Annotated in this window: 17 protein-coding genes; 5 read left to right on the top strand and 12 right to left on the bottom strand. The window is 47.9% G+C overall.

Features of this window, described 5'->3' with window-relative positions; translation table 11 throughout:
- The first annotated feature begins 5 nt into the window (after positions 1-5).
- The 3 genes from HP399_RS12560 to HP399_RS12550 all read left to right on the top strand — a co-directional run bounded on the left by HP399_RS12560 (position 6) and on the right by HP399_RS12550 (position 2,041).
- Complete coding sequence (locus HP399_RS12560; protein ID WP_007728244.1) at positions 6-1,070, top strand: type III polyketide synthase; 1,065 nt, start codon at positions 6-8, stop codon at positions 1,068-1,070.
- 2 nt (positions 1,071-1,072) lie between these two features.
- Positions 1,073-1,600: an isoprenylcysteine carboxyl methyltransferase family protein gene (locus HP399_RS12555; RefSeq protein WP_173617356.1), complete on the top strand. Its 528-nt coding sequence runs from the start codon at positions 1,073-1,075 to the stop codon at positions 1,598-1,600.
- 120 nt (positions 1,601-1,720) lie between these two features.
- Positions 1,721-2,041, top strand: coding sequence for a hypothetical protein (locus HP399_RS12550; protein WP_173617355.1), 321 nt, complete (start codon positions 1,721-1,723; stop codon positions 2,039-2,041).
- A 17-nt stretch (positions 2,042-2,058) separates the two neighbouring features.
- Here the strand turns inward: HP399_RS12550 and HP399_RS12545 are convergent, their stop codons facing one another.
- The 4 genes from HP399_RS12545 to HP399_RS12530 all read right to left on the bottom strand — a co-directional run bounded on the left by HP399_RS12545 (position 2,059) and on the right by HP399_RS12530 (position 4,608).
- Positions 2,059-3,174: an aminopeptidase gene (locus HP399_RS12545; RefSeq protein WP_173617354.1), complete on the bottom strand. Its 1,116-nt coding sequence runs from the start codon at positions 3,172-3,174 to the stop codon at positions 2,059-2,061.
- A 146-nt stretch (positions 3,175-3,320) separates the two neighbouring features.
- Positions 3,321-3,503, bottom strand: coding sequence for a DUF4025 domain-containing protein (locus HP399_RS12540; RefSeq protein WP_173617353.1), 183 nt, complete (start codon positions 3,501-3,503; stop codon positions 3,321-3,323).
- Between the two features lie 121 nt (positions 3,504-3,624).
- Positions 3,625-4,107 carry a hypothetical protein gene (locus HP399_RS12535; protein ID WP_173617352.1) on the bottom strand — a complete coding sequence of 161 codons (483 nt, stop codon included), beginning with the start codon at positions 4,105-4,107 and terminating at the stop codon, positions 3,625-3,627.
- A gap of 75 nt (positions 4,108-4,182) precedes the next feature.
- Complete coding sequence (locus HP399_RS12530; protein WP_173617351.1) at positions 4,183-4,608, bottom strand: MarR family winged helix-turn-helix transcriptional regulator; 426 nt, start codon at positions 4,606-4,608, stop codon at positions 4,183-4,185.
- 387 nt (positions 4,609-4,995) lie between these two features.
- Between HP399_RS12530 and lepB the strand changes: the two genes are divergently transcribed.
- Positions 4,996-5,556 (top strand): signal peptidase I, encoded by a 561-nt coding sequence (gene lepB / locus HP399_RS12525; RefSeq protein WP_173617350.1) that lies wholly within the window; start codon positions 4,996-4,998, stop codon positions 5,554-5,556.
- 62 nt (positions 5,557-5,618) lie between these two features.
- Here lepB and HP399_RS12520 read toward each other — a convergent pair whose 3' ends face one another.
- From HP399_RS12520 to HP399_RS12495, 6 genes are all read right to left on the bottom strand, one after another.
- Positions 5,619-6,440: a M15 family metallopeptidase gene (locus tag HP399_RS12520; RefSeq protein ID WP_173617349.1), complete on the bottom strand. Its 822-nt coding sequence runs from the start codon at positions 6,438-6,440 to the stop codon at positions 5,619-5,621.
- 82 nt (positions 6,441-6,522) lie between these two features.
- Complete coding sequence (locus HP399_RS12515; protein ID WP_173617348.1) at positions 6,523-7,413, bottom strand: NAD-dependent epimerase/dehydratase family protein; 891 nt, start codon at positions 7,411-7,413, stop codon at positions 6,523-6,525.
- A gap of 27 nt (positions 7,414-7,440) precedes the next feature.
- Positions 7,441-9,474 carry a gamma-glutamyltransferase gene (gene ggt, locus HP399_RS12510; RefSeq protein ID WP_173617347.1) on the bottom strand — a complete coding sequence of 678 codons (2,034 nt, stop codon included), beginning with the start codon at positions 9,472-9,474 and terminating at the stop codon, positions 7,441-7,443.
- Between the two features lie 168 nt (positions 9,475-9,642).
- Positions 9,643-10,722, bottom strand: coding sequence for a phosphodiester glycosidase family protein (locus HP399_RS12505; RefSeq protein ID WP_173617346.1), 1,080 nt, complete (start codon positions 10,720-10,722; stop codon positions 9,643-9,645).
- Positions 10,703-11,209, bottom strand: coding sequence for a coiled-coil domain-containing protein (locus HP399_RS12500; protein ID WP_173617345.1), 507 nt, complete (start codon positions 11,207-11,209; stop codon positions 10,703-10,705). Before HP399_RS12500 ends, HP399_RS12505 begins: the two co-directional genes overlap by 20 nt.
- Before the next feature lie 138 nt (positions 11,210-11,347).
- A complete protein-coding gene (locus tag HP399_RS12495; protein WP_173617344.1) occupies positions 11,348-12,172 on the bottom strand; it encodes an RDD family protein in 825 nt (274 codons plus the stop codon).
- A gap of 78 nt (positions 12,173-12,250) precedes the next feature.
- On the opposite strand from HP399_RS12495, the gene HP399_RS12490 reads away from it, so the two are divergent.
- Complete coding sequence (locus tag HP399_RS12490) at positions 12,251-13,231, top strand: stage II sporulation protein M (protein ID WP_173617343.1); 981 nt, start codon at positions 12,251-12,253, stop codon at positions 13,229-13,231.
- Here HP399_RS12490 and HP399_RS12485 read toward each other — a convergent pair.
- On the bottom strand, positions 13,198-14,568 hold the full coding sequence (locus HP399_RS12485) for a DUF58 domain-containing protein (protein WP_173617342.1): 1,371 nt from the start codon (positions 14,566-14,568) through the stop codon (positions 13,198-13,200). The two genes, HP399_RS12490 and HP399_RS12485, sit on opposite strands and share 34 nt — an antisense overlap.
- A complete protein-coding gene (locus HP399_RS12480; RefSeq protein WP_173617341.1) occupies positions 14,519-15,439 on the bottom strand; it encodes an AAA family ATPase in 921 nt (306 codons plus the stop codon). The genes HP399_RS12485 and HP399_RS12480 overlap by 50 nt, the downstream gene beginning before the upstream one ends.
- Positions 15,440-15,441 lie beyond the last annotated feature (2 nt).

Genomic DNA, 15,441 nt, shown 5'->3' with positions numbered 1-15,441 from the left:
AATGTATGCCCCGTATTGAAGCAGTGGCTACAGCAGTACCTTCCCACGAGATTACACAAGAGGATTCCATGAAGCTGGCACGCCTATTTTTTCAAGATGCTTTTCCCGACATAGACCGTTTGTTACACGTATTTGCACACAGTCACATTCAGAAGCGATATTTTAGCATGCCAATGGATTGGTTTTTGGAGGACCGGCCCTTTGCAGAGAAAAATCAATTGTATATCGAACATGCAGAAGCCTTGGCCGAGGAAGCAGCCCGAAAGTGTTTGACAAAAGCTGGTGTCGAGCCGTCATCCATCGATTGTCTGATGTTTGTATCAAGCACTGGTATTGCGACCCCAAGCCTTGATTCCCGCTTGCTACACCGTTTAGGACTCCGTCCGCAAGCAACCCGTGTACCGTTGTGGGGCCTTGGCTGTGCCGGTGGAGCGATGGGATTGTCGCGGGCATGTGAATACACCCAAGCTTATCCCTCGCGGCGAGTATTGCTTGTGAGCGTAGAACTGTGCGGCTTGACCTTCATCCGACAAGATTTGTCTAAAAGCAATTTGGTCGCAACGTGCCTATTTGGAGATGGAGCTGCAGCCGCATTAATAGAAGGAGACCAAGTCTTGTCCTCTTCTGACGCACCTAAGGTTCAATTTTGTGATGCACGAACGACAACATGGCCGGACACCGTAGATGTCATGGGATGGGAATTGACCGATCCGGGGTTAAAAGTCATTTTCTCTCGCGACATCCCTACTCTCATTCGTTCTTCGATGCGCGAAAACGTCGAAAGCTTTCTGTCACCACACGGGATGTCTATTGATCATCTGCGTCATTTCATTTTCCATCCAGGTGGAGCCAAGGTATTAACGGCTTACCAGCGGTCTCTGGGCATTGGCACAGAAGCCACTCGTTTTTCTGAAGATGTTCTAACCAATTTTGGAAACATGTCTTCCCCTACGGTTTTGTTCGTCTTGGAAAAAAGCTTGGAGAGGGCGTGGGAACCAGGAGATCGCGGTTTGGTCGCTGCGCTTGGACCTGGATTTAGCTCCGAGCTCTTACTTCTGGAGGCGAGATAGCCATGTTGCTCTTCTTTGGATTCGTCATGGTTGCAGTCGTGTTGCAGCGGCTGGTCGAGCTTCTCGTTGCCGTGAGGAATGCCCGCTATATCCGGTCAAAAGGTGGCTACGAGGTTGGGGCGAGTCATTACAAATACATCGTTCTTCTTCATCTTCTCTTTTTTCTCTCGCTTATTTTCGAGGTGGTGGGAAAAAGCAGTGCCATGGTTCTGCCCTCCTGGTGGGCGGTACCGTTCAGCCTGTTTTTGATCGCGCAAGGACTTCGTTACTGGTGCATTCGCAGCTTGGGTAAACGGTGGAATACTCGCATCTTCATACTCCCAGGGGAGGCTCCGATCAAGCGAGGTCCTTATCGGTTCATTCGTCACCCCAACTACTTGGTCGTATCGCTTGAGCTGCTCCTACTCCCCCTGACATTTTCCGCTGTGACAACTGCCCTGACGTTTTCACTCTTGAATGCCTGGCTGCTCCTGCGTATACGGATTCCCTTGGAAGAAGCAAGCGTCTACGATGGTAATCGTGAGTCATAAAAACGAAAAGTCTTTGGCACACGCACATGCCAAAGACTTTTTATCGAGCAAAAGGTTTATCACTTGTCATTCAGCGGGAAAAGAAAAGAAGCTATTACTCTTTCCCGTGAGGTGGATCAAGTGAGTCGTACAACCATAGTGGAGCCTCAGGAGACGAAGCGTATCATCGTCCGAGACTTTTTCGCTTTGATTGAAACGCTACCGAACAAAGATGACCAAGCTAGTATTCAAACCTTTCTTCGCTATTTGCAAAGTCTGCTAAGAATCAAGCAAGTCGTTCCACCGGTTGTGGAAATCATGACGGTCATCAAACAAAACAAGCCACTTCTCTACCACGCAGCACGCAGAATTACTCTTCCTTCAAGCAATCTGCACATGCTATTTCAGCTAGAAATGGATATTATGCTTGCTCACGAAAGGCTTCGTCAGTACGACAAATGATTTGGGTAGGCTTTGCCTTACCCTTTCAAGTTTTCTGGATTCAAACATTCAAGTTCTGCAATGACAAAACGACCATCTTTGCGAATCAGGACGTCATCAAACCAGATTTCTCCTCCACCCCAATCCGGACGCTGGATGGAAACCATGTCCCAGTGCACAGACGATTTGTTGCCATTGTATGCTTCGTCATAGCATTGACCAGGCGTGAAGTGGAAGCTTCCGTCTATTTTTTCGTCAAACAAGATATCTTTCATCGGGTTGCGAATGTAAGGATTCACACCGATAGCGAATTCCCCAACGAAGCGCGCTCCCTCGTCCGTATCCAAAATTTGATTCAAGCGTTCGGTATCGTTCGCTGTTGCTTCCACAATTTTACCGTCCTTGAAGGTCAAGCGAACATTTTCGAAAGTGAAGCCGTGGTATGGTGTTGGCGCATTATGAGTGATAACGCCATTTACGGAATCCTTCACAGGTGCTGTATACACTTCACCATCTGGAATATTGCGCAGGCCAGCACATTTCACAGCAGGAATGTCCTTGATTGAGAAGCTGAGATCCGTTTCAGGTCCTACCAAGCGTACCTTGTCTGTGCGATTCATCAAGTCAACCAGACTATCCATTGCTTTGTCCATTTTCGCGTAATCCAGGTTACATACTTGGAAGTAAAAATCTTCAAAAGCTGCTGTAGACATATTCGCAAGCTGTGCCATGGAAGGATTCGGGTAACGAAGAACAACCCACTTCGTTTTAGGCACGCGCACGTTCATCACCGGCAGCTCATACAAGCGAGAATAGATGCTCAGCTTGTCACTTGGAACATCAGCCATTTCATTGATGTTGTTCGCTGCACGAATCCCGATGTAACCTTGCATTTTCTCCATGAGTTCAACTTCATGTTGAGCCATGGTCTTCAACTGCTCTTCATTGCAATTCATTGCGATTTCTCGGCTGACGGCGGGATTAATCAATTGAACATAAGGACTGCCGCCTGCTTTGTAAATCTCACGCACGAGGGCTTGCACCAAATCCGGTGTGTCCCCTTTCGCGTTGATCAAAATGTTTTCCCCTGGCTGTACTCGTACAGAATAGTTAACCAGATTGTGCGCTAATTGATCTAATCGTGAGTCTCTCATTCGTGGCACACCCTTTTTAAATTTTCTGATTCCTCTTGTATTTTTACCGATACAATCTACCAAGTCAATAAAAAATTTTTTATCAACGAAACAAAAAGCGGCCAGCCTCCTTGTTTCCAGGCTGACCTTGCTCTTTTCCTATGTTTTTACACGGTCTGTTCCCTGTCCTCAATGGTTCCCATCTTGTACATGTCACTGACCAACTCTTGCGTTGTAGCTAGACCAGCCGTATATTCGTCTGCCTCTTGATAGTAGACGGCTCCACCTGCATCCTCAGTGCCCAACTCTCTCGCCCTGGATCGAGCCTGATCTTTTTCATAACCTGCCATTTTCGTTCCTCCTTCCCTCTGGTTTCTATTCGCTATAGTTTGTACGGGAATCTCCAGATTTAGCCGAAAAAAAGACGCCTTGCCCAATCGAGGGACAAAGCGTCTTTATCATCAGCTATGCTTATTTTTCGTTATCGGATTCTGGAGCGATCGTTGCCCAACCAGCTGCTGGAGCACTCACAGGAGTTACGCCACCAGTAGTAACAAATTGATCTACTCCTGGCATCATTGCCCAACCAGCTACGTTAGAGATTACTGGAACATATTGTCCACTCACCCATACATACTCATCTTTACCTGGCATGATGACCCAGCCACCTTGTTGAGTCAAACCTTGAATTGGGGAAACTGTTTCTGGAGTCGCAGGTTTTACTTCAGGTTTAGTTGCTGGTGCAGTTGTTGTGGTTTCAGTTGCTGGTTTTTCTTCAGTATTTGCAGGCTTTTCTTCTGTAGTTGCTGGTTTTTCTTCAGTTGCAGTTGTTTTTGCTTCTGTTGCAGTAGTCGTTTCAGTAGCTTTTACTGCCTCTTCTGCAAATGCAGCTTGTGTGAAGAGAGCCGCTCCTAAGATACAAGAACTCATGATCAGTGTGCTTTTCTTTTTCATATGTGTACACTCCCATTCCCGCGGTACACACTTTTGTCTTACACGAATGTCCCCAAACCCGAACTTGAAGGTATGCTATATGCACTGCTGCATTTTCCTGAGAAAATACGTAAACTGCTCTAACTCGTCGTCAGACAGATTCTCCAGCAGCTTTCCTACTAGTGCTCTCCTGTGACACAAAAGTCCTTCCAGAGTCGGAACGGCTTGTTGTGACAAAGCGACCCACACGACACGTCGATCCTGTTCATCTCGAACCCGGTCAATAAAACCAGCCTTGACCAACCGATTGAGTGCGATTGTGGTGGCACTATTGGATAACTTCAAAATAGTCGCCAGCTCAGAAACTGTGCTTCGTCCTTTTTGATGTAGCACACGCAGCAAGATAAACTGCTTCGGACTGATTGACTCTTCCTCTAGCCAATTGTTAATAAAGAAACGAGCAATCTCGACAAATACTCGATCCAGTTCCTCAAGTTTACTGGCACGGGACATATTGCTCACAACATCACCCATTTTCGGAAAATTAATAATATAAGTACTTTTACTATAAAACTATATAGCCTAAGTACCGGAAGATCAAGAGGACTCCCGAAATTATTTCTTTTCACGAAAGATATGTATGAGCCAGACAAAGTGTTTACCACTTAATATTTTTATTGTAAAACTTATTTCAAGAACATCTTAACTCAAACAGGAAAAACTGACAATAGGTAAGCTTGCAAAATAATGTTACGACTTTTTCAGCTTCATCCACGAAGCCAATTATTTCCTTGAATCATCTTTCGTATCTATTCGTAAAGCATGTATAATGGGAAGACAGCCTTACACACACGAGGCATTTGACTCAGGCATATTTGCCACAGAAACTACATACATAGGAGAATTTCAATGGAACAAACCAACCCTACACCAAAATGGAAAGCGGAATTGCTCGATTGGTTAAAATCGTTTGTCTTGATTGGCGGATTGACTGCCTTTATCTACGTATTTGTCATGGCTCCCTACGTTGTCCAAGGGCGTTCGATGGAAAGTACGTTGCATGACCGCGAGCGCGTCATCGTAAACAAAGCGGTTTACTATCTCAAAGAACCGCAGCCTGGCGATATCGTCATCATTCATCCAGATGCAACTGGCGACAACTGGATCAAGCGCGTGGTCGCAGTAGCAGGTGACACCGTTGAAGCCAAAAATGATCAAGTGTATGTCAATGGTCAACCGCTCAGCGAAGAGTATTTGGTCGAAAACAAGCTAAAAGCTTCTTCGTCAGGTGTGACGTTAACCGAAGATTTTGACCCTGTGAAAATTCCTGAGGGCAGTGTGTTTGTTATGGGGGACAATCGCAACAACAGTATGGACAGCCGCGTCATTGGCCCTGTTCAACTGGATCATGTAGTTGGACGTGCAGAGGTCGTATACTGGCCGCTGTCCCAGGTTCGCCTCCCACGTTAACATTTATCCATGCACAAAAAAGCCGCTCCTTATCGGGGCGGCTCTTTTCGTTTTCGATGACGTTATTTGTGGGCAATTGCCGCTTCAGAAAAATAATCCTCCAAAGTAAGGCCACCTGCCATAATTTCTTTCGCCATTTCCTTCCCTACATAACGCAAATGCCAAGGCTCATAGGCATATCCAGTCGTATCTTCCTTGCCCTTCAAATAGCGAATGACGAAGCCAAAGTCTGCACAGTTGGCTGCCAGCCATGTTCCTTCAGGTGTCTCAGCAAAGGATTCTTCCAAGCGTGTACTTGCATCATATCCGGACACATCCATAGCCAAGCCAGTCTGATGCTCGCTCTTTCCAGGTACGGCACTGTAGGCAGCGGCATGTTCAGCACCTTGTGTTCTTACATACGTTTCGTACAGCGATTTTTGGGTCTTAGATGAGCGGTAGCCAGAAACAGCATACAGTTCAATACCTTCTGTCTTTGCTTTGGCAAACAGTTCTTCTAATGCTTGTGCGGCTTCTGCTCTCAGTAATCGCTTCTCAACTTTTTCATCAAAAGGAAATGGCACATTCGGCTCTATCAAATCCGGTGGAATATAATCGGCAGGCAATGCCCGCTGTTTATTTACGACAACCGAGAGATCTGTTGCATTCGTAACAGTTGGCACTCCATCCACATCTTTTATCGTCTCTGCAAGAGATGCCCGTTGGGGACGTGCTGTCTCCTCGTTATTTGGCTCAACTGTCGTTGACTGCGTTCCCTCTCCCGCGGATTGTCCATTCGACTCGCTGGATAACATTCCACTTAATGAGGGAGGTTCACATCCACTGAGTAATGCTACTGATAATGCTGCGACGATCGCAAGGCTGCTGGTGCGATTTTTGTTCATGATCGATCCTCCTGGTTCCTTACAGACACATATGTTCTGCTCTACCTTACCATGGAGTTATACGAAAGAAAAGGTAGATAGGTCACGCTTTTTCGGAGGTATATTCCTCGTTTAAGTTTTTGACAAGCACCGACACCCATTCATCCAGCGACCAAAATGGGAAGCCCGCGGCCTTAGCCTTGCTGTTATCCATGTAAAAGGATGCGACAAACCCAAAGGGAGACGCATCAGAAGCATCTATTGTTGGCTCAATGCGGGCAGGTTTTCCGACTGTTTGCGCAATCATCTCCATCAGTTCAGCAAGCGAAACAGTCCCATCCGAGCACGCATTTACTGGCCCTGTGATGGACGTTGTCGGCACCCATGCCAAAAATTGAGCTGCTTCCTGTGCATGTATAAAGCATATCCGGGCAGCGAGATTCGTGATACCTATTGGGAGCTCCTCTTGCACATGCTCAATGTGAAACCATAGCCGACGAGTGTAATCGTCTTCCGCCAGTACGATTGGAAAACGAACGGCTACGACAGGGAAGGCCTTCTCCTGAAAAAAGACGGCTTCTGCTTGACGTTTGCCTTCTTGATAGGTCGTCTCGTCTCTCGTTTTCCGGTTGATTTCATACGTGTATGGATCAAATGCTTCTTCCTGTAGTGGTTCCTCTGCATAGTCGTAGACGGACAGAGTAGAGGTCAAAACGTACTTACCCACTTTCCCCCGAAAAACCTTACACGCATCCATTGCATTTTGGGAGGAATAACAGATGTTATCGTACACCACGTCCCACTGCTCTTCCCCTGCAACCGCTAGTGAATGGACGTCATCGCGATCAAGGGTCATTCTTTTGACAGAGGCAGGCAACTCCACTTGGGTAAACCCTCTCGTTGCCACCGTAACGTCTGCCCCAGCTTCAACGAGAAGCTGGACCAATCGCTTTCCAAAAAATCGCGTTCCTCCGAGTACAAGTACTTTCTTCATTTTTGCAACATCCTTTCCTTGATCAGCCTACTTTTTGCGATTCAACTCGATGGACCGCTCTCCTTCCTTCCAATTAACCGTATAGCCCAGCTTCTCGCCAATTTTTTTGACAGGCAAGTAAGGCATTCCCTTCACCATGACCACATCAGACTGGAAGGACGTCACTTTTTGTCCCAAACCTAACAGCAACTTGTTAGCGTGAACATACGCTACCCCATCTATCATCACTTTTTGCTCTGCTGTATATGGATAGACATGGCCGTTTACTCGTAAGTCAAAGGGGCCTTCTTTTTCTTTTGGCGACTGGACTGGCTGCGCAGCCGTATACGCAATGGCATCGACCCCTAGTACAGTACCCTCGCGTGTGTTATCCGCTCCGCCGTACATTTTTCCCGTTTCAAAATCGTACACTATCGCTTGGACGTTACCAATGTTCGTCGGCTCCTCAGCAAAGACGTGACCTTTTGCCATCAATTGCAGGATGACATCTTGGTCAATGCCCGCTTCCCACGTCACATTCGGATAGCCGCTAGAAAAAATGCGTGGTGCACGGATGGCCTCCTCAATTTCCATTCCATGATCGATCACATTGAGAATCGTCTGCGATACGGAGGCGATAATCGTAGAGCCACCAGGTGAGCCAATTGCTAAAAAAGGCTTTCCGTCTTTTAGCACCATGGTTGGCGTCATGCTCGAACGTGGACGCTTGCCAGGCTCGACCTGATTGACACCACCAGGAATCGCGTCAAAATCCGTAAGCTCATTATTGAGCATGAAGCCGTAACCCGGAACCATCACACCGCTGCCAAAAATATCTTCAATGGTGGTCGTATACGCAACGATATTCCCCCATTTGTCCATCACAGAGAAGTGCGTGGTCTGCTTGACCGGAGATTGATCTCTCAGTTTTATGGACACCTCTGGCTTTTTGCCAGGATCGTACTTCCAAGGGTCGCCTGCCACTATATTGGCATTCGCGGTTTCTTCACGAATGAGCTGACGCCGTTCCTTGATGTATTCCTCCGCAATCAGTCCCTTTTTCGGTACTGGATACACGTCCTCGTCCGCCATATACGCCGCCCGATCTGCGTAGGCGAGGTGGTTGGCTTCAATCAGATGATGCAAATAGGCTACCGACCCGATTCCGTCTTTTGTGTTATCGTAGCCTTCCATCAGCTTCAAAATCTGAATCAGCGTCAAGCCGCCAGAGCTGGGTGGTGCCATCGAAATCACTTCATATCCGCGATACATGCCGCTGACCGGTTCACGCTCTTTTACTTGATACGCCTGCAAATCATCGAGTGTCATGGAGCCACCCGTCCTTTGTACCTCCTCGACGAGGGCCTTGCCAATTTCCCCTTCATACAAGGCATTCGAGCCTTTGTCACGGATGATCTTCAACGTTTTCGCCAATTGGGGCTGAATCAGCATCTCACCTTCTTTGAGTGGAACGCCGTTTGGCGCAAACACCTGTGCAGCCGTCCCATGCTTCTTCAGCTTTTCCATGGAATTGGCAATAAATTGAGCGGACACCCAGTTGACGCGAACTCCTTTTTCCGCCAGTTCAATCGACGGTTCTATCACTTTTCCCAAGTCCCATGTCCCATACGATTCCAACGCCTGTTCTACACCCAGCAATGTACCTGGAACACCTACGGCCTGACCGCTCGTATGTCTCTCTTCAAACGGGATCGGCGTGCCGTCCGCCCGCAAAAACATATGAGGAGTCACCTTGGCAGGCGCCACTTCCCGACTATCTAACACGGTCACTTTGTTTTGATCCTTCACGTAAATCATCATGAAGCCACCGCCGCCGATACCGGACATATACGGTTCTGCCACATTCAGAGCAAATTGGATCCCAGCCGCAGCATCAATCGCATTGCCGCCCTTTGCCAAGATATCTCTACCGACCTGCGCCGCTGCTGGATGAGAGACCGCGACAATTCCTTTTGTAGCTCCTTGCACACCGGCTGGCACACCTGGGACTTTTCCCACCGCAAAATGAGGAAACGAAAGCACGGAAACAATCGAGAGGGCAACCAACATCCCTTTTTTCATGCGATCCCTCCTATTCCATTTCATTAACTTCTACTATTATTATAATTTTCAGCATTTTTCAAGGTCAACCCACATTCACAGTTGCCTAGGCAAACTTTTCTCTACAGAAAAAAACACTCTTCTGCAGCAAGACTTGTCGTCTTCACAGAAGAGTGTTGCGATTTTTGCTTATGGCATGACGACCAAATTGCTCACCACGCGTCGTTCTTTGCCGCCAGAAGGCTTGTTCAACAGCTTGCCATTGTAATAAAACGCACTGGATCCGCCGCCGTCGAGGTTATACGCATCCACGACATGCCACTCTTGCAGCTTTCTTTGCGCTTCCTCCAGCGTAACACCATTACTCCAACCATCTCGTCTTCCATCAATAACAATCAGCAGCAAATCGCCGTTGTCGAAATGACCGATCAGCGTTCGCGGTTGACGCGCATTCGCCCATTCACGCGGAATAGGCAATCGCTTTCCGTCTTGCAAGAGACGCGGCAAAAAGCTCGCTCCCTGCAATATCCCTTGTTGTGTAATTTGCGCCTGTGTTTTGATGTTTGTTCCGACCAGATGACCTTTGTTGTTGAAACCGACAAAGCTCAGCTTCGCATTATTGGAAAAGGTTCGAATCTTGCCGTCAACAACAGTGATGCCTAACGGAGTCAGATTGCCCTGCTTGTCCGCCATAAAGCCACCTGCATTGATCGCAAGTATGGCTCCTGTACGCTTACCAGCTTGACTCGTCGTTTCTCCTTTACTTTTCACAGAGTTGTTGGCCAGCACCATTTTCAACGCGTTCGGATCATTGAGGCGCACTTTGGCCATATAACCGCGGTATCCGCCTTCTTGTAGGGAATAGACTTTCACTGTCGAGTTTTTCCCGAAGTGTTGACCGATCGGCTTGCCAAGCATGTTGGACAAAATCGTGTCCAATACATCCGCAGATTTTTGCGTCTGGGATTTGCTCGCTTCAAGTGCGCTGCTGATGTTCTTGTTTTGTTGCTCGTATTCTTTCTGTTCCTTTTTCGAGCGATCCCGGATGTCTTCGATGACAACTTCTACGTTTCGAAGCTGCACCTTGGTGTCGTTGAGCCGTTCCCCCAGCTCATCTGCTTGGCTCTTCGCTACGGCAGAAGGAAGCTTCAGGCCTTCTATCTGGAGCTTGTCCACTGGATTGTCCAGCGCAAAAGCGACCAAAAAACCGAGAGCAGGCGCCAGCAGAAAGAGAAAGAAACGGTTTATCTTACCAAGCACGGGCAGCATCCTCCAATTTTTTCAGAGATGCTTTCAAATCAACCAGCTGTTTATTGAGCTGGTCAACCCTATCCTGCAGAGCTTCTTTGGTCTTGTTCGTGCCACCAATGGTTTCACCCGTCAATGCCAAATCTTCTTCCAGATTTCCCAGACCCTTCTGGACATTTTGCATTTCTTCCTGCACCAGAGTCAATTGATCTCCCAATGCCTTCGTCTGCTTTTGATTCTCTTCTTGAATTTGATCAATTCGTTGGTTCACAAATTGCTGCTGCTTGTCCAACGTATAAACAGCAAAGGCATATCCAGCGTAGGCAAGTCCTACCCAGACCAGAACGGCCAAAACGATTGGTAGTAAAGGACGCTTACCTTCTGTCTGGGAGGGAATCAATGCCTGAAAAAGACTGCCTCTTCTGCGTCTTCCTTTCTGCTTCCCGTTTGCCGGGAGTGGCAGTGTGGGTGACGAAGTCGATGACGCTCCCATGTATTTGTCGTCCATCGGCCCCCTCCTCCTTTCTGTGACTTAGAGTGAGGTTTCATTATAACATAGAAAGTTTTTGAAGCTGCATTTTGCTGAATAATGGAGAAATAAGTCGAGAAAAGAAAATACCGCCAATATTTTTGGCGGTACCTCGCTTTATTTTCGTAGTTGAAATTCGTTTTGCAACTGGTTGTGCAGCCTTTGCAAAAACAGGATCGGGTCTTCCTTGGTGTTCTGTTCGTCAACAAGCTCTAATTTTTTGCGCATGATGCTGGCAATTTGATTCCCGAGTTCATATTTTTTTGCTTGAGTTAAAGAGGATAGTCTGCCGATGAAGGAAGAAAGCAGTTGCCAGTCCTCTCGGGTAATCGCCTGTTTTTGGCGCTCATCAAGTATGAGTAGCGCATGATTCAAATCAAAGCCATTTGGCTGTTTGTCTTTCTTTTTCTGAAAAAGAGTCGACCGCTGTCCTGACTCCACCACGACAATTGTGCCAGCTACCATATCGCCAATTCGCTTATCACGGGGGTGGAAAAAGCATACGAGCGCCCCGAGAAAATAACCAGATGGCATTGCGTCAATGATGCGAAACAGATTCCGGATCGTTGAGGAAACAAAAGTCGCAGGCTGTCCGTTATCACGGATGACCCGGATTCCCACCAGCCTTTTGCCAACGGTCTGTCCGCCCCAGAATGCTTCCAGTAGCCAAAAGTAGCCAAAGTTTACGATGAAGGTAACCAGGAGAACGATGGCTATCGTGTAGTTGTCATCATCCAGGAAAAAATCTTCTTCTTTTCCAAATAAAACTATGCCAAACAAAATAAATACAGTAAGATTAACCAGGAGCAAGATTCCTGTATCAATCAGCATCGCAGTGGCTCGACTGCCTAGACCTGCCGTCTGAAATCGCAGCATAACATGCTCGGGTGTCACGACAGAAGCTTCTCGATTTGACCCACTGACGTATGTCGGTTCATTCATGATGGTTTTCTTCCCCCCTCGAAACTTTGAGGTTTTTTCTAGTTTTGAAACACGCGCTAATGTAAGGAGGCATTATACATGGATATTACCTCGTTTTGGCACAAGCATAAAGCCTCTTGGGCCGAACTGGAACAATTAGTGGAGCGTTTTACCCGACAACCTCGGCACATCAGTGCTACCGATATTGATCGCCTGACACAACTATATAAGAAAACATCTGCTCATTTGGCCTATGTGCGCTCCTACCATCCTGCAGACGAGATCACGCTCTACTTAAATCAACTCGTCTTACGTGCACATAATTTGGCTTACAAGCAACGAATAGGCAGCTGGCAGCAGCTCAAGCATTTCTTTGGTAGCTACTTGATGGGTCTCGTACATAAGCGAATGAGCTTCATTGGTGTGGCAGCCCTTCTCTTCATCATCGGTGGTATTTCTGGCTTTGCCGCCGTTATGGTCGATCCACTCAACCTGTATTATGTATTGCCACAAGGGATGGCTGAGCAGATCGATCCATCTAGGCTGGGAGAAGGGCACGAATCTCTCGACAGTCCGGTCATCTCCACGATGATTATGACCAACAACATCAAAGTTGCGATGCTGGCCTTTGTCAGTGGAATTACGTTTGGAATCGTCCCTATCTACCTTCTCTTGTTCAATGGCCTTCTGGTTGGAGCTTTGGCAGCCGTCTACTATCAGGCAGATAGCAGCTATGCGTTTTGGGCCTACATTTTGCCACACGGCGTGATCGAGCTGACTGCCATTTTCATTGCTGGCGGAGCAGGTCTTCACATGGGGTACCGTCTGCTAGTACCCGGCCGCTACGCACGAAGACATCAATTTTTGGAGGCGGCAAAAGAATCAGCGCATCTACTATTGGCTACCATCCCACTTTTGTTCATCGCGGGAATCATAGAGGGCTATATTACTCCATCGAGTCTCTCTCTCGAAGCCAAGTACATCGTAGCTGTCGGCACAATGCTTTTGCTAATTGCCTGGTACCTCCTCGGATACAGACCCGATTCTCACAAAGCTTCTCTTGATTTGATGTCCAAATAAGTATTGATAACCGTTAGCGTCAACTGATCGGCCGGAACGTCCAGTACCTGGATACCCGCGCCGATCATTTTTTGTTGAAACGCCCTGCGATCGAGCTGGAACCGTTGAGCTACCGCCTTCGTAAACGCCAAGCTGCTGTTGCTCGTGTCTATATGACTCCATTCATGCAGAAGCGGATCTGCCAAAGACAGCAGCAAGAGTAAATGCGAACGGCGCATCCGCCACAAATAATTGCTCAACTGATCTTCGACGAGGTAGTTTTCCATATCTGAAAAAAGAACCACCAAGCTCCTTCTCTTCTGCTGGCGATTCAAAAATTCAAGCGCCTTCGCCGGATCAGCCTCTACAAAATCACTCGTCAGGTTGTAGGTTGCCTCCAAAAGGGTGTGCAAGTGGCGCAGCCCTCTACCTGGAGGTATGTACGTCTTGATCTCATGCGAATAGGCTAGTAGCGCTACCTGATCTCCTTGACGCAATGCCACTGCCGCTAACGTGAGCGCAGACTCCAGTGATCGATCCAATCTCGTCTGGTTATCCAGCTCAACACCCATCAACCTACCGCAATCGACCAGTATGGTAATCACTTTGCCATGCTCTGGTCGATATTGGTTTGTCATCAGACGGCGGGAGCGTGCTGAAGCAGACCAGTTAATCATCCGAGGATCATCGTCAGGCACGTAATCGCGGATCGCATGGAATTCCGTCCCAGCTTTTGCCCTGCGCATGATTTTTTTCCCGTCGACGATCAGGCTCTCCTGCAACGAAGCCAAGTAACCACGAACGGCTGAAAGGTCGGGATATACCTTGATCGTTTGTTCACACGCAAAGCGGCTTTGGCGATACCACAAGCCAAGTTTGCCATGCCACCGCATGTAAAGCCAGCGGAACACGTACTCTCCGCGTTCTTTTCCTCTTGTTTCAAAACTTATGTTAGTTAAGGGTTGCTCCATCACACCTGTGACCGGTCCAGCTTCTTCAAATGACAGTGGAAGATCGTCCACGATGGAGTACGCAACGGATTGCCCACTTCTGTTCGCCAGCTCAAGCTCGATCGAAAACGATTGTCCGATATCCGTCTGCTCAGGCAAGATTCGCTGGATCGACAAGTCTCTGCGTTTGGGGATGGTCATCCAATCCAAGATGCTAGCGATCAGGAGTAAACCGTTGTACAAAAAGAATGTCGAATAGCCAATCTCCAGTAGAAATCCGACGATCGCGATGGGTGTGCCTAGCAAAACTGCCACGAGCAGTCGCTTGGATGGCAAGACAAAACGGTCTGCCAAAAAATCAGCGAGGAACTGGAATAGCCGCCAGCGTCTCTTCGATGATGTGGTCACTGGTACCCCCCTCCAATTCTACCTGCGGTGACAGTATGAGTCGGTGCCGCAATGCAGGGCGAGCCACCATCTTCACGTCATCAGGCGTCACAAACTTGCGATTGTCCAAAAGTGCCCAGGCTTTGCTCGCCATCAACACAGCGATTCCAGCACGAGAGCTGGCACCTAAGAGCAAACGTTTCGTTTCGCGTGTATTGCGAATCAGTGTCGTGATGTACTCCAAAATCGAATCATCCACAACCACTTCTTCTAATTGGCGTCGCTTCTCCAAAATCGCCTCCCATGTAAAGAGCGGCTCTTGATTACGCTCGTGGCTGCGCTTGTTGGGAATATGTTTAGCGAGGATTTGCTTTTCATTTTCATGCGATGGATACGACATCGTTAGCTTGAACAAAAAGCGATCAAGCTGAGCCTCCGGCAACACATACGTTCCTTCGTATTCCACCGGGTTTTGCGTAGCGACGACGAAAAACGGATCTGGCAAAGGATAAGTGATACCATGAATCGTCACTTGCCCTTCCTCCATTGCTTCTAAAAGGGCCGCTTGGGTTTTCGGCGGTGTCCGGTTGATCTCGTCCGCCAGCAATAAGTTAGCGAAAACAGGACCTTTGATTGTCTCAAACTGGTTCTGCTGCATATTGAACACCACGTGACCAATAATGTCCGATGGCATCATGTCAGGCGTAAACTGGACGCGCTTGCTTACGCCCCCCATCAATTCCGATAAGGTCCTGACCATTTTCGTCTTTCCGATACCAGGTACACCTTCTAGCAAAACGTGTCCGCCGGCAACCAAAGCTGTTAGCAGTAGCCGAACATTTTGCCGCTGACCAACCAGCTCTTTTTCCATTTGTTGCAACAATTGCTCCACGG

The organism is Brevibacillus sp. DP1.3A, from assembly GCF_013284245.2.
Classification (GTDB): domain Bacteria; phylum Bacillota; class Bacilli; order Brevibacillales; family Brevibacillaceae; genus Brevibacillus.
The sequence above is the reverse complement of the archived record's forward strand: the minus strand, read 5'-3'. Positions and strand labels throughout refer to the sequence as shown.